Here is a 14181-nt window from a genome sequence, read left to right on the forward strand (position 1 = left end):
TATAAAACCCTTCCTACTACGTTACAATTTTTCTTTACGATTTATTATCGAATTAAGTTCACAACTTCATTTAATACTTCATCTGAAATTTTGATTACTTTCGCATTTCCTTGGAATCCGCGTTGGTATAACATTAAATCAACGAATTCTACAGATAAATCTACGTTTGCACCTTCTTGTGCACCACCACGTATTTTTCCTGCACCGTTTTGGCCAGATGCACCAAGTGCTAAAATACCAGTTGTATTCGTCGCCGTATAGTTACCATTACCCGTTTTCATTAGGCCGCCTTCGTTCGGGAACATCGCAACAGCTAATTGGCCAGCAGCTTTCATACTTCCATCAGAATATTTTACCATCACGTATCCACCGTCAGCAATAAAGCAATCTTTAACAGTTGCTGCTGCTCTACCATCTACACCTGTTACTGATAATGTTTTATCTGTCGGATGATTCGTTAACTGACTTAGGTCTAGTTTTATATTGCCGCCATTAAATGGAATATTAGCCGATTGCTCTTTCGGACTTGGATTTCCAACAGCATCAAATGTCATATTACCGCCTGCACCTGGAACATCTTCAAATGTTGTTGCTTTTTTCGAATCATTACGCATCTGTACTTTATATGAATAATTATGTTCGCTCGTTTGTGTAAACTCTACACGCATTGTCCATGTATTACCAGCATTATCATATACAGGTATCTCTTGTGCAATTGCTTTTGCATCAGCTGGAATATTCCCTCCAACTACACCTTTTGATGTTCGAATACCACCAATTGCCGTTCCCATTGGAATTTGCAACGGTCCTGGAATACCAGATAAATCAACTTCACCAGTCGCGGCATTTGCAGGATAAGCAAATACATATTGTCCTTCTGTATTCGTAATATAGTAATCTGAAGATATTGCAAACGTACCTTTACGCGTAAATTCCATATTTCCGCCTTTTGAATCACCTACTACGAAGAAACCATTACCTTCCATTGCTGCTTGCGTTTTACCACCCGTTAAAGTAATTGTACCATCGCTATAATCTGTAACCGTTCCGCTCAATTTTACACCGTTACCGATACTTTTTGGATTTGTTCCAGCATATTTATCGTCGGCTTTTGCACCAATTGAATTGTTATATAGTAAATCATCAAACATTGCTTTTTGTTTTTTATAACCAACTGTTTGTGCATTGGCAATATTATTTGAAGTTACACTTAATGCATTTTGTGTTGCATTCATCCCTGTAATACTTGTATATAACGCTTTAATCATAACGTATGTACACTCCTTATGAATTTGTAGTTTTTACTTCTTCAGTTACTTTTTGATCGTCTTTCTTTGCATCTTCTGGATTCGTTTCTCCAATCGGTTTATCAGACACCCTCTCAACAAAGCGAAGAGATACAATCTTATTATCAATAACGAGCTGTACATCATTATTTTCCGCAAGGCGAACTGTCTCTACTTGACCAGTTACTTTTTTACCGTCACCGTCGATCCCTCTTACGTATTTCCCTAAAAACTTCATTCCGCCATCAAGCGCTGTCGAATACATCGTCGTTCTTAAAGAATCAACTGCTTTTGTCATATTTTGCACTTGTTCCATAAGAGATAACTGCGCTGTCTGATTCATCATTTGATTCATATCCATCGCATTGAATGGATCTTGGTGCTGGAAACTTGATAAAAATAATTTTAGAAAATCATCTTTCCCCATTACACCAGGAGTCTTTTGCTCTCCTGCTGAAACTCCATTTGTTTGTTGAACTGGCGATTGTACACCGTTAACAGGTACATTACTTTTTTGCGCTCCTGCTTGTAACGGAATATGATTTGTACTCGTTGTATTTAATCCAACTGTTGGCACGCTTTATTCCTCCAATAATCCCGCAAATTCTTTTGACTGTTGTTTCTCATGTTTCGTATTTGCTAATTTTTGTTTTTGTCTTTGCTCTTGCTCTCGCTGTTCTTTACGATTTTCATCTTTTTCTGAATAACTAATTTGAATATTAATTTCTTTTTCTTTTAACTTTAGCTTCAATTCGTCAAAAATTATTTCAACACGCTTTTTCGCATCGTGTTTTTCCATTTCTACATGGACTTCAATTTGATCTCCATGCTTTTTCATAAATACAGTTAATGAACCAAGTTTCTCTGGATTTAGCTGGAATAAAACACGTTCTTGTTTCACTACAAACTTTTGCAGAGCCTCTACTTGTGCTTCCATTTTCTTGCCTAAGTCAGGTAATGTAACCTTCTCAGCTCCACTATTTTGTTTTCCTATTTGATCAGTCCCAGTTGCTTTATTTAATAACTCAGCTCCGGCCGAACTTGAGTCATTTAACTGATCGACTTTTGGTAACTCTACCTTCACATCATCGCTCTCTGCTTTCGGGAGTTCTACTTCCTTAGACTCCTCTTGTTTCTTTGCAATATTACAAGTTTCTGATTCTACGACTTTTAATACTTGCAACGTCTGCTCTAGCATCGTCACCTTGTCTAGCGCCATTTGCATTGTGTCTTCTAAACATATGGCATTTTTAATATTCATGTTAGAAAAAAGCTCTTGTAATTGCTGTAATTCAGCTGCGGGCAATTCGTTCAGTTTAATATTTCCGTATTCTTTATATAACGCCTGTATTTTTTGTATGTATTGATATAACAATTCTGGCTGCACACGCAATTGCTCAATTGCAACCATCTGCTCAGATACAGCTAACAATAACTGTTCTGTCTCTTTCTTTTCTTCTTTCTTTACAATCGGCTCTTCTTTCGTTACCGTTTTTTTTGCGAGAATATATTCTTTCTTCTCTTCTTCTGGTGCTTCTTCTCGTTTCGTTTTCTCCGTTTTCGGCTGTTTTTTATTTTCAATTCTCATTGTATTATCGAATGAAGAATTTTCATTTTTCGATTGTACTTCTAGCCCTTTTTCTTTTTGCGGAGGTAAACTTTGCTGCACCGGTAATACAAACTGTATCACTACATCCACCTCATCCGTTCATACACATTTTTAAATCAAGAAGCATTTTTTCTTCCAGCTTTTCTTTTACTTTCGCAAGCTTCTTACAATCTTCTTCATACATTTCATCAATGACACGTTCTTTTTCTTTTATTTGCTCTAAAAAGCTTTCATTTTTTTGAATAAAACCTTCTGTTTTTTTAATTTTTCGATTCCATTCTTCTATTCTTTCAGGTGAAAATGTATGTGATGAAAGCATACCAGCCATAATACGTTGTCCCGTTTGTACAACCTTATTGCGTGATTTCACAACATATAGATCATATTCTTTTTTTTGTTCTATTTTTCTTTTTTCAGCTGTTAGTTCGTACACTTCTTTCAAGATATGTTCTTTCTCTTGATTAATCTGCAATTTAATCGTGTCGTACTGCTGCTTATCCACCCGTTTTCATAGCCCCTTCCTATTATAACGTTACCTTTTTCTATTATATAGTTTTTTTACAAAAAAATCTGTGAAATATTAAAATCAAAAAAATAAGACCTCAAAGGGCGAGGTCCTATACAATATGGTGCATCGCTTGGACAACATCTTCAAACTGAAAACTATCCGTTCGACCTTGTTTTAAAAACGTATTTATAGCTTCTACTTTATTTTTACATTTAAAAATATAAGCATTTTCTTCATTCTCTTGAATTGTTCCAAGTTTAAAATACAATTCATTCTCTTTATAAATAGATAGAATTTTTCTCATTTCATTTGCAAGTTGCCAATGATTCGGCGATACGATTTCTTCCATAATCCTACTTACCGAATCTAATACCGAAATGGCAGGGTAATGACTAAGAGTTGCGAGCTCACGTTTTAATACAATATGTCCATCTAAAATACCACGAGCTAAATCTGGTACAGGACCATTTAAATCATCACCATCAACTAACACTGTATAAATACCTGTTATTGACCCTTTTTGCGTTTTTCCTGATCGTTCTAATAACTTTTTCATATAACTTTCCATTAACAGTGTTTTACCACCGATCGGTAATTCCTTTACCGCAATATCAACACTTCGGCGTGCATCAGCAAAACGAGTAACAGAATCCATCATAAGTAGTACGTTATTACCTTGGTCACGGAAATATTCAGCAATAGATGTTGCAAGCTTAGCCGCACGAAGTTGCATAAGGTGACTTTCATCTGACGTTGCTACAACAACGACACTTTTTTTCATACCTTCTTCGCCTAATTCTTTTCGAATAAAGTCTTTTACTTCTCGGCCACGTTCTCCTACTAAACTAATAACGTTAATATCAGCTTTTGCGTTTTTCGCAATCATTCCAAGCAAGGTAGATTTACCAACACCCGATCCTGCGAAAATACCAATCTTTTGACCAATCCCAATCGTTAACATGGAATCAATCGATTTAATTCCCGTTTCAAATACATCTGTAATTTCTTCACGCTCAAATGCATGAATCGGCGGTGCATCTAATTTTATTTTTTGTAGTGGAATGTTTTCAGTGTTCTCATTTAACACTTCACCATTCGCACTTAACACTTTCCCAAGTAAATGATTACCACGAGGTACAACAACATCTTCTTCAATTAATGTAACTGCATCTCCGTAACATACTTTTTCTGTCTGTCCAAATGGAAGTAGCATATTATTTTCTTTTTCAATCGCAATTACTTCACATAAGACACTATGTTCTCCAACGAGACAAACATCGCCAATCTTCGCTTTTGGACCTTTCGCTACAAAAAACTGCTCTTGTACACTATGAACTTTGCCAACTTTCGTATAAAACGGTGTTTCAATAAATGTATTCCATTTATTATGCTCATTCATTAGCTCGTTGTTCATACGTTTTGCTCCTCAAACAACTTCTCTTCTTCCCATTTATGACGAAGCTTCGCAAATATCGGTGCAAATTTAAATTCAAAAAACTCTTTCTCTTCTTCCAGAACAAATTCGCCAAACTGTAAAGAAAAATCATACTTCCATTCTACTAATTGTAGTAGCCAATACTCTTTCGTATTTTCTTTCTCTTCTTGTATACGTTCAAATGTTTCTGGATGAACCGTTATAATTAATTTTTCAAATGAAGTAGGCAATGTTTGCACGATGCCTGTTAAAATCGGCAAAACGTCTAATAAGCGCGAATCTACCGCTTGATTCACTACTTTTTCTGCTAACTGAAAAGATTGATTCCATAATAACTCTGTCCATTCGTATGCTGTTTCTTGTTGTTCTTTTTGAAACTGTATACGCGCTGCTTCCATCTGTTCCATTTGTTCATGAATATGCATTTGAAACTGTTCTTTATCTTGCAACAACTGCTGACGCTCTCGTTCTAGCATTTGCTGCTGCTGCCTTAGCTGATTCATTTCAATATGTAATGCATCTTGCTGTGCAAGAAGTTCTGCATGATCCACTTGTATCTCTTCTTCAATGTGAACTGATACTGGTTTCGGAAATTGTAATTCATACGTTTCTTCAGAAAAAGAAACAGAATTCTTCGGAATTCTGTTTTTAAATAAGGACATCATCTTCACCTCTTTGAACGATAATTCTTCCTTCTTTTTCTAACTTTTTCACCGTACCTGTAATCGTTTGTTGTGCTTTTTCAGCATCCGTCATCTTAAGCGGTCCTAAGCCATCTAACTCTTCAAGAATCATCTCTCTACGGTTTGAAGACATACATGTAAATAGTTTCTCTTTAATTTCTTCTTTTGCAATTTTAAGTGCTTTCGCGATAACACCGTTATCTGTAATTTCCTCTAATACACGGCGAAGCGCAAGATCCTCAAGACCAAGTAAGTCTTCAAAGACAAACATATTTTCTTTAATTTTCTCAGATAACGCATAATCGACTTCATCCAGCTTTTGAAAGACTGTTTTTTCAACACCTCGTGAAACATTATTTAAAATGTTCACTATTGTTTTCAATCCATCTGTTTTATTAATAGCACTAAATGCCATATTATTTAATTTTGCTTTTAATAACTCACCAATTTGATTAATTAATTCACCATCTACTTGTTCAAGCTTTGCAATACCCATTACCGTCTCTACACGTTTATGATCTGGTAATCTCTCAATTAATTGAGAAGCAAGTTGCGGCTTAATATAAGAAGCAATAATCGCTATAGTTTGTGGCGATTCATCATTAAGCACTGTAAGCAGTGGCTCTAAATCTGTAAGTGAATTTAAGAATTCAAATGGATTATCTTTGTTGTACCAAAGGTCTTCCAATAATTTTTCCAGATCTTCTTCTGGCATATTTTTAAATATACGACGAATGTATTCTTTATCTGGAGTTACTAAATTCAATTCTTTTACATTTAGTTCATACAAAAACTCCCCTAATACATTTTCTAACGTTTCTGGTTTATATACACGAAACTTCGCGATTTCACGAAGTAATACTTCTTTTTCCTCAGCCGTCATATATTCAATGACTTTTGCTGCCACCTCTTCGTTTAATGTACGAATGAGGATGGCAGCTTTCTCTTTGGAGGAGATTTCATCTAACATTGTTTTTCCTCCCTTACTGTCCGTTTAACCATTTTTTAATTACTTTTGCAGTACCTTCTACATGCTCTTTCGTAGCTTCCTGCACTTGATCATCTAATGTAGGCTCTGATGGTTCTACTGGCTCTGGCTCTGGTTCTGGTACTATTTTTTCTTCAGGAATTTCAAAAATACTTTCACTACTAGCAGCAACTTCCTCTTCTGCTAAGTATTCTTCATATTCCTCTTCTTCTCTCTTTTTCTTACGTCTTGCTAAGAAGAACCATACTAGGCCAATTAGTGCTAGCAAGCCAGCTGTAATTCCACCGAATAACCACCAGTTCATACCACTTTTTTCTGGCTCTTTCTCTTTTTCAACTTTCGGCTGGTCGAACTGAACAGTTACAACGTTAACTTGACCGTTTGTAAAGTTTCCATTCGGATCAGCTTGAAGCCCAGCTGCTGTGCCAATCGCTTCTTTAAATGTTGTCATATCAATTTTTCGTTTTACTAACGTATCGTTATCTACCCATACAACAACATTTGTTTTTGTTAATTCTGGATGTTTCTTAATCGTTTCAACTGTTTTATCTATTTCATAGTTTTCAATTTTGTTACCATTTTTATTATCGTAGACAACTTTACCGTTTTGATTATTGTTCGTACCGTAGTTCGGCACTTCACCGTTCGCTGTAATACCCGCACCTTGCTTCGTATCTGCTCCTTCTTGCGCAGTAGAGCTTTCCTCTTGCTCTTGTTTACTGCGAAGTACACCTTTATCGCCATATTTTTCTGACTGACGTGTAACTTCATCGTAGTTTACAGACACTTTCGTATTCACTTTATATTCATTTGATTTAAACATCGTCATTAACGTTGCGTCAATATCTTGCTTTAATTTACCTTCAATTTGATGCTGCATCTCTACTTCCTTTTCATAAGAAGAGGAGCTGTTAGAATGCGCTTCATCTGCTCCTTTTGAGATGATACCTTTTTTACTATCAATAACACTTACTTCTTCTGCTTTCACGCCAGGAACTGCCGCACTAATCATTTGCTGTATACCAGCAACTTGATCAGCTGTTAATAATTGTCCACGCTTCACACCAACAGTAATCGCCGCTGTTCCTTTTGCTTTTTCTTCATCAAAAATTGTTTCTTTTTCAGGTAATGTAATTTGCACATTTGCCGTTTCAATCGTCGCAAAATTTCGTACAATATCTTGCTCCAATTGCTTTTTCGTACCGACAATCTGTTTCATTTTCTTATCTTGTTCACTTGAACCGAGCGAGCTTTCTAATAAAATTTCCTCACCGCTTTTTGAATTAAACGGTAAGCCCATTCCATTCATTTCTTTTCGAACCCATGGAGCATCATTCTTTTGCACTCGAATCGAACCATCGGCTGCTAATTGGTAATCAACACCTAGCTTCGATAATTCTGCTGTAATCTCTTGCTTATCTGTATCATTTAAATTTTGATATACAACAACATATTTATCTGGCAAGGTGAAGTATAAAAGTGCTCCTGTTGCAATCGCTAAAAGCGCAGCACCAATCACTAACTTATGCCACGTTTTCAACGATTGGAAAACATTTTTTATCTTTTCCATTTAAATACACCCGTCCATTTTCCTAAATTTGCATATTAATTAGTGACTTATAATTTTCAATAAGATTATCGCGTACGAGAGCAGCTGTTTTCATTTGTGATTCAGCTTTCTTCTGCTGAATTAAAACGTCATGCGTTTCTCCTACCCCTTTTGTCAGTAAATCATATACTGCTGTTTGGGCATTATTTTGCGTTTGATTCATATCTTCCAATAAATCAATAAACTTTTTGCCTTCAACTACAGATGTTTCTGAAGTTTTCTGTGTGCCAATCGGCTGAATCGCTCCAAATGGCTGTGTATTTAACATTGGTTGAATTTTCATATTTCCCCTCTTCCCTCTTATCCTCGGCCGATTTCTAAATCTTTATCGAGCATTTTTTTGTTCGCATTTAATACACTTGTATTTGCTTCATACATTTTTTGAGCAACCATTACATTCGTCATCTCAGCTGTCACATCAATGTTCGGATAACGTACATATCCTTCTTCATTTGCATGCGGATGCGTCGGATCATACACAAGATTTTCATTTCGATCCGTTTCAATACTTTTTATTTTCACTCCGTTAGTAGGAGCTCCATCTAGCATACTTGCAAAATTATTGTTTGATTCTAACACCACACTTCGACGGTGATACGGCTCTACACCCGGTGCTCCCGTCGTATTTGCATTTACGATATTGTTAGAAGTAACTTCCATCCATTTCCTCGCTGTAGTTAGCCCTGAACCACTTGCATTAATTGCCTGAAACATCTTTGTCTCTCCTTTTACTATTAACGTCCACGTGCTGCTTGGTTAATAGCGTATTGCGTATTAATTGCATTAATTGAAACACCGTATAATTGGTTTGTTTTCATTAAATCTAGCATTTCTGTCGTTACATCAACACTGTTTCCATCTTTATTCGTTTGCATTGATTTCGTTTGAATCTTTGCGTATGTATTTTTCGTATTTGCTGTCGGTAAGTGCATTACATTCGTTTGATATAAATCTGGATTACTCTTTAAATCCGCAGCATTTTTTTTGTATAATGCACTGCTCATATTCATTTTCTCAGCAAATGTTACATCTTGTGCTTTATAGCCAGGTGTATTCGCATTTGCAATATTACTAGAAACGGTATTTCGCTTCGTTACTAAATAGTTCATATAATGACTTACATCACTAACTAAATCTGGCATATTCCACACCCTTCCTTTTCCATCATGCTCGTTTAGCGCATGATCATCCACTGATGGAAGTTTCACTTTATTATTCATTTTCCTATATGTATTTATTTATTAAAATATTATCTATTATGTACCCTTACATATTTTATTCCATTTTTCCATTGTTGTCTTTAGAAAAATACAAAAATATAAAAAAGAATATAAAAAACTGTATACGCGTAGTAATCCATGTAACATTTTGATATATAAACAATAAAAAAGAGCTTCCATACACTTCTCTCTATAAAATAAAGACATCTTATTTTTCATTGTTTGGATTATTACCATTCTTTTTATTACAGTCATAAAGTGAAACCTCAATCAGCGGAACGCCTTATTCAAACAATGGAATGGATCCCCTTTTAAAAGGGGTATCCATTTCCATACTTTCCTATTAAAATTTACCGTAAAACGAATTCGCTTTCATTCGTCCATCATTTGTCATAATCATTTCTTCCAAAATCTTTTGCTTATCTCGAATATGCTGTGCTGCCTTAATTATTAATGGACTCACTTCCGCTGCAACATCTGCGCGCGTCTCTTCATCCAATGTCATCATCCAGCGATTTAACATTGCACTCTTCTCAGCAAATTCCCCATCTGATACTTGCAATTCTCCGATTTCATTAAAACAGCCGACAAACGCTCGATAAATATCATTGTTCATTTTCAAGTACTCCGCGGTAACCGTCTATTAAATCTTGTAACACTTGCACAATCGCATCCATATCGTTCGCTTCACGAGTTACTTTCATCGTCTGAATTTGAATGCTAATCCAATCGTATAAACCAAATAGACTATCGTATAAATCTTTCGTAATCTCAGGGTTTAATTGAAGCTTTAACTCTTCAAAGATACGTTCTAATTTTTCAAGAAGCGCGTCTCCTTCTTGTAATTTAAAACTATTTAAAAGTTCTTCTAAATTACGAAACTCAACGATACATCTTTCATAAATAAAAATTGTGTTTTTAATTGGATTACTCGTCATAATATCATTTTGCATATAACGTTGCCATGCTTGCATACGATCACTTCCTCAACTTTCATTAATCATCACTTTTTTGTTTTGTCATTGCTTTAATTGTTTTTAGTTGGCTATCTAGCGCAGCTAATGTACTTTCTAGCTTTTGATACTTCTTCACAATCTCATCTTGTTTTTGCAGATTTTGTGTTTCAATATCTTTAATCTTTTTATCTAGATCACTTACACGTGAATCGATATTTTTTACTCGCTCTCCGACTACACCTTTATCACCAAATAGTTTATCAAGTGGATCTTCCATCATCTTCCCTAAACCGTTAGAACCAAAGAAAAATTGTTTCGCTGCATCCGGCTTGTCTTTTAACGCTTTTGTTAATTGTTCATCATTAACTTCCATCGTCCCGTCTTGCTTTAATTGAATTCCAAATGAAAACAAATAATTACCATCTTGAGAAAATGTTACGACATTATTCATCGCTTGACGTACACTTTGCATAATGGCTTGACCTTGGAAAGCTCCACCTTTTCCAGCAAAAATATCTATTGTAGAAACAGCTTTATTATAATCCGCTACCATCTTTTTAATAACATTCGATGCATCTGTTACGTTTGAGTCACTCACTGTAAACTTCAGATCTACACCTTTTGCTTTTGGATCTGTTGTTGTACCCGCATCTGGTGTTCCTTCTACTTTCGGCTCAGTCACCTTTAACAATTCAATTTTCACGCCCGGAAGAGCCTCAATTGTATTTGTAAAACTTTCAGCTCCAATACCATTAATACTATATTTGGCATTTTGCGCTTCATTAATTGTATTGACTGCTGTCCCATCCGCCTTAGCTAAACCAATATCTTGAAACAGTGTAGATGTGTTCCCTGAAAAATCAATTTCCCCATCTGTTCCTTCTTTTTTCGAGGACATAAAAATTTTATCTCCAAGTGTATAAGCCGATACGCCATAATCTCCATCATTAATTTTATTTATTAAATCTTTATATGTCATATCAGTTGTTACTTTTAGAACTTTATCGCCTAGTTTTAATGTTTCATCTTTAGGAAGTTTTGCATTTATATCAGTAATAGGATTAGAAGCTATTTGATGACGCTGTGCAAGCTGTGTAATCGTCATATTAAAAGTTCCTGCAATCGCTCCACCATCAGCTTTTACATTAATATAACCGTCTTGTGATGTTGTAACTTTTTTCTCATTCCCTTTAAAAGCCGCCAAGTTTTTAAAAGTTTGTGTGAAAGAACTAAATTCTGATTTTAAGCTTGTATATAATAGTTTATCTTGTGAAAGTTGGTTCTTTTCATTAGTATATGGTGTTTTTCTCATATCTAACGCTTGCATTTCTAATTCTACAAAGTTAGAAGTATCGATCATATTATTTCCGAGGTTCCAAATCTGTTGTCTACCACCAATACCTGTTAACGTCCCTGCCATATTTCTCACTCCTTATTGTTTACATGTAATCTAAAATGCTCGTTTTACTCATCGTACTAACTGCTTTAAGCGTTGCTTCATAAGTTGCATTAATATACGCTAGGTCAGAAATTGCTACCGCTAAATCAACATCTTCAATTTCTTTACGATTTTCTTGAAGCGCTAAATTTTGCTCGCTTAAAATCGTTTTAAACGTCTCCATCGTGTTCATAGTTGAACCAACTTCAGTTGTACGGTTAATAACGCTATCTAAGTTTTTCTTATTTTCTCCTAATAACGGTTGCAAAGATTTTTGATCACCGTTATTCAGTGCTTCACTCATCTGTTTTAACGTTTTTATAACTGGGGATAATAATTCTTCTCCGTTACGAAATGCTTTTAATTGATAACCGTCATTTAGTTGCCAGTTCACATCATTTTTTCCACCTTGATACGTACCATCTTCTGTAAATGGAGCTTGTTCAGCACTATCCCCACCGAAAATATAACGGCCTTGCTCTTTCGTATTCGCTAAATATACAACTTGTTTTAAAATTTGATCAATCTCTGCACCGATTGCCTTCAATTCTTTTTCGCTATTCGTTCCATTTAACGCTTGCACTGTTAATTGATCCGCTCTTGTTAAAGATTTAAAAACACCTTGTAAAGTATTTTCAGTTTGTGTTAATACATTTTTCGAATCCGCTAAATCTTTTTGCATTTGTTCAATATTTGCTAACGAATGCTGAATCGCAAATGATTTACTTGCCGCAAGTGGGTCTTCGCTCATAAAAAGATTTTTTTTCCCAGAAGTTACTTGATTTCGATGATATTGCTGCTGCACATTCAAATCCATCATCTGATTCTTTGCCCAGTTTGCATTTTGAAATGTAGATACTCTCATCTTTACCTTCTCCTTTATCTATATTTGAATTGGCGCGAAGAAGAAACCTCACCTATATACAGCTATCCTCTTCCCTCATAAAAAAACTTTTTCGTTTTCATTTAATTTACATGGGGGAGGACGCTTGCTAAACATGGCTATTCTCCCCCTTAACTCCCCATTCAACCATCTCATATCTCTGGTCTAACATGGGTTGGTCCACTAAAAGGCTCTGTCCGCTTCTACCCTGCGCCGGATCCTCTCTTCCATCACAAAAAAAGCTTTTTCGATCCTTCTACATGTTATCTAATAATCGAAAACAAACTATCAAACACTTCATTCATCGTCGTAATAGCTTTAGAGTTTGCGACAAAATATTTTTGGAAAGCCATTAAATTAACCATTTCTTCTTCCATATTTACGCCTTCAATACTCATTTTTTCTTGTTGAATACCTTCTAATAAATCTTTATGAATATTTTGATAAGCATTCACTGCACTTTTATCAGAAGCTACACCAACTATAAATTGGTCTAATGCTTGTTTATAAGAAAGACCTTCTTTATAATCTCCATCCGTAATTCCTGCTAGTTTATTTGCTGTTTCAGCGGAGATTTTCATTTTCGAAACATCTTTTGCGAATTCAGGGTTTAACTGAATATCTTTCGCATGATCTCCAACGAAGAAATCTTTTCCCATCACTGTATTCACTTGACCTTTTACAGAACTCATTAATTCTTCAAGGTTTTTCTTATAACTAGCAATCTTCGCTTTCGTATCTATCGCTGATTGAATTGCTCCACCATTTAAAGGAATATCCGATCCATAAATCGCAACAGACATTGGTTCTTTTTCTTTATTTAATTGAAGTGGATATGTATCTTGTCCATTTACTGTTAAAACACCATTCATTCTAACACTCGCGATATTAGGATTCATAGATTCATAAGATACTTCGATATTGGCATACTTAGACATCTCTGTAACGATGCGATCACGTTCGTCTAATAGTTGATTAGGTACTTGTGTCCCCGCTTGTCCAATTTTTTTATTCGCCTCTGCTAAACTAGCACCAAGACGATTAAATTCATTCACATGTGCTTCAATATCTTCTGTCGTCTGTGCTTCTGCTGTATCTAAGTTTTTCGCAAGACGATTTATCTGACTTGTGAACTTCCCAGTTTCAGAAACTAATGTATCGTAGTAGTTTGGTTGTTCTGGATTTTTTGCAACTTCACGAAAAGCATTGAAGAATCCATCCATTAAACTAGACAATGAATTTTTCCCTGTCGTTCCTACCATAGACTCTACTCGTGATAAAGTAGAATTCATATATGCGTAGTAAGAGAACTGTGACAACTGATCATTAAATTGCTTCGTTTTCACTTCATCTGTAATACGGTCAACTCCTAATGTTTGTACACCATAACCGATTCTCTGTTCAGGTGTATGACCGTTACTTGCTCCAACAGATCCGTAATTTACCATTTGACGAACATAACCCGGCGTATGAATGTTAGATAAGTTTTGTTTTGTCGTTTGTAATCCCATTTGGGCCGCTAGCATACCAGATAACGGCGTATTATAATCAGATAATCTCATAATG

16 protein-coding genes are annotated in these 14181 nt (G+C 35.4%); all 16 read right to left on the reverse strand.

Annotation, left to right across the window (positions count from 1 at the left end; translation table 11 throughout):
• Positions 1–44 precede the first annotated feature (44 nt).
• Positions 45–1268 (reverse strand): flagellar hook protein FlgE, encoded by a 1224-nt coding sequence (locus JFU18_RS07180; protein WP_002064635.1) that lies wholly within the window; start codon positions 1266–1268, stop codon positions 45–47.
• 16 nt (positions 1269–1284) lie between these two features.
• A complete protein-coding gene (locus JFU18_RS07185; protein ID WP_002012033.1) occupies positions 1285–1863 on the reverse strand; it encodes a flagellar hook assembly protein FlgD in 579 nt (192 codons plus the stop codon).
• A 3-nt stretch (positions 1864–1866) separates the two neighbouring features.
• Complete coding sequence (locus tag JFU18_RS07190; RefSeq protein ID WP_201034959.1) at positions 1867–2976, reverse strand: flagellar hook-length control protein FliK; 1110 nt, start codon at positions 2974–2976, stop codon at positions 1867–1869.
• Between the two features lie 10 nt (positions 2977–2986).
• Positions 2987–3397, reverse strand: coding sequence for a hypothetical protein (locus tag JFU18_RS07195; RefSeq protein WP_002012036.1), 411 nt, complete (start codon positions 3395–3397; stop codon positions 2987–2989).
• 115 nt (positions 3398–3512) lie between these two features.
• On the reverse strand, positions 3513–4817 hold the full coding sequence (fliI, locus tag JFU18_RS07200) for a flagellar protein export ATPase FliI (protein WP_016094396.1): 1305 nt from the start codon (positions 4815–4817) through the stop codon (positions 3513–3515).
• On the reverse strand, positions 4814–5500 hold the full coding sequence (locus JFU18_RS07205; protein ID WP_033706611.1) for a FliH/SctL family protein: 687 nt from the start codon (positions 5498–5500) through the stop codon (positions 4814–4816). Before JFU18_RS07205 ends, fliI begins: the two co-directional genes overlap by 4 nt.
• On the reverse strand, positions 5487–6491 hold the full coding sequence (locus tag JFU18_RS07210) for a flagellar motor switch protein FliG (protein WP_002012042.1): 1005 nt from the start codon (positions 6489–6491) through the stop codon (positions 5487–5489). The genes JFU18_RS07205 and JFU18_RS07210 overlap by 14 nt, the downstream gene beginning before the upstream one ends.
• 13 nt (positions 6492–6504) lie before the next feature.
• Positions 6505–8079: a flagellar basal-body MS-ring/collar protein FliF gene (fliF, locus tag JFU18_RS07215; RefSeq protein ID WP_201034958.1), complete on the reverse strand. Its 1575-nt coding sequence runs from the start codon at positions 8077–8079 to the stop codon at positions 6505–6507.
• 22 nt (positions 8080–8101) lie between these two features.
• A complete protein-coding gene (gene fliE / locus JFU18_RS07220; protein ID WP_002064631.1) occupies positions 8102–8401 on the reverse strand; it encodes a flagellar hook-basal body complex protein FliE in 300 nt (99 codons plus the stop codon).
• A 17-nt stretch (positions 8402–8418) separates the two neighbouring features.
• Positions 8419–8832 carry a flagellar basal body rod protein FlgC gene (gene flgC, locus JFU18_RS07225; RefSeq protein ID WP_201034957.1) on the reverse strand — a complete coding sequence of 138 codons (414 nt, stop codon included), beginning with the start codon at positions 8830–8832 and terminating at the stop codon, positions 8419–8421.
• A gap of 20 nt (positions 8833–8852) precedes the next feature.
• Positions 8853–9338: a flagellar basal body rod protein FlgB gene (flgB, locus tag JFU18_RS07230; RefSeq protein ID WP_002064629.1), complete on the reverse strand. Its 486-nt coding sequence runs from the start codon at positions 9336–9338 to the stop codon at positions 8853–8855.
• A 343-nt stretch (positions 9339–9681) separates the two neighbouring features.
• The gene (locus tag JFU18_RS07235) at positions 9682–9954 is read right to left on the reverse strand and encodes a hypothetical protein (protein ID WP_002086494.1); all 273 of its coding nucleotides are present in this window, start codon (positions 9952–9954) and stop codon (positions 9682–9684) included.
• A complete protein-coding gene (locus JFU18_RS07240; protein ID WP_071720912.1) occupies positions 9944–10312 on the reverse strand; it encodes a flagellar export chaperone FliS in 369 nt (122 codons plus the stop codon). Before JFU18_RS07240 ends, JFU18_RS07235 begins: the two co-directional genes overlap by 11 nt.
• 22 nt (positions 10313–10334) lie before the next feature.
• On the reverse strand, positions 10335–11714 hold the full coding sequence (locus tag JFU18_RS07245) for a flagellar hook-associated protein 2 (RefSeq protein WP_201034956.1): 1380 nt from the start codon (positions 11712–11714) through the stop codon (positions 10335–10337).
• Positions 11715–11733: 19 nt separating this feature from the next.
• Positions 11734–12597 carry a flagellar hook-associated protein 3 gene (locus tag JFU18_RS07250; RefSeq protein ID WP_085310185.1) on the reverse strand — a complete coding sequence of 288 codons (864 nt, stop codon included), beginning with the start codon at positions 12595–12597 and terminating at the stop codon, positions 11734–11736.
• A gap of 281 nt (positions 12598–12878) precedes the next feature.
• The gene (flgK, locus tag JFU18_RS07255; RefSeq protein ID WP_002141110.1) at positions 12879–14177 is read right to left on the reverse strand and encodes a flagellar hook-associated protein FlgK; all 1299 of its coding nucleotides are present in this window, start codon (positions 14175–14177) and stop codon (positions 12879–12881) included.
• Positions 14178–14181: the final 4 nt, after the last annotated feature.

The sequence above is a fragment of the Bacillus sp. TH22 genome, assembly GCF_016651015.1.
Classification (GTDB): Bacteria; Bacillota; Bacilli; order Bacillales; family Bacillaceae_G; genus Bacillus_A; species Bacillus_A mycoides.

What these genes read in the sequence shown, in the direction of transcription:
- fliI (WP_016094396.1), bottom strand. Translation starts at nt 4,817, where the DNA reads ATGAACAACGAGCTAATGAATGAGCATAATAAATGGAATACATTTATT.
- JFU18_RS07205 (WP_033706611.1), bottom strand. Translation starts at nt 5,500, where the DNA reads ATGTCCTTATTTAAAAACAGAATTCCGAAGAATTCTGTTTCTTTTTCT.
- JFU18_RS07245 (WP_201034956.1), bottom strand. Translation starts at nt 11,714, where the DNA reads ATGGCAGGGACGTTAACAGGTATTGGTGGTAGACAACAGATTTGGAAC.
- fliF (WP_201034958.1), bottom strand. Translation starts at nt 8,079, where the DNA reads ATGGAAAAGATAAAAAATGTTTTCCAATCGTTGAAAACGTGGCATAAG.
- JFU18_RS07210 (WP_002012042.1), bottom strand. Translation starts at nt 6,491, where the DNA reads ATGTTAGATGAAATCTCCTCCAAAGAGAAAGCTGCCATCCTCATTCGT.
- JFU18_RS07240 (WP_071720912.1), bottom strand. Translation starts at nt 10,312, where the DNA reads ATGCAAGCATGGCAACGTTATATGCAAAATGATATTATGACGAGTAAT.
- flgK (WP_002141110.1), bottom strand. Translation starts at nt 14,177, where the DNA reads ATGAGATTATCTGATTATAATACGCCGTTATCTGGTATGCTAGCGGCC.
- JFU18_RS07235 (WP_002086494.1), bottom strand. Translation starts at nt 9,954, where the DNA reads ATGAACAATGATATTTATCGAGCGTTTGTCGGCTGTTTTAATGAAATC.
- flgC (WP_201034957.1), bottom strand. Translation starts at nt 8,832, where the DNA reads ATGTTTCAGGCAATTAATGCAAGTGGTTCAGGGCTAACTACAGCGAGG.
- flgB (WP_002064629.1), bottom strand. Translation starts at nt 9,338, where the DNA reads ATGAATAATAAAGTGAAACTTCCATCAGTGGATGATCATGCGCTAAAC.
- fliE (WP_002064631.1), bottom strand. Translation starts at nt 8,401, where the DNA reads ATGAAAATTCAACCAATGTTAAATACACAGCCATTTGGAGCGATTCAG.
- JFU18_RS07250 (WP_085310185.1), bottom strand. Translation starts at nt 12,597, where the DNA reads ATGAGAGTATCTACATTTCAAAATGCAAACTGGGCAAAGAATCAGATG.
- JFU18_RS07180 (WP_002064635.1), bottom strand. Translation starts at nt 1,268, where the DNA reads ATGATTAAAGCGTTATATACAAGTATTACAGGGATGAATGCAACACAA.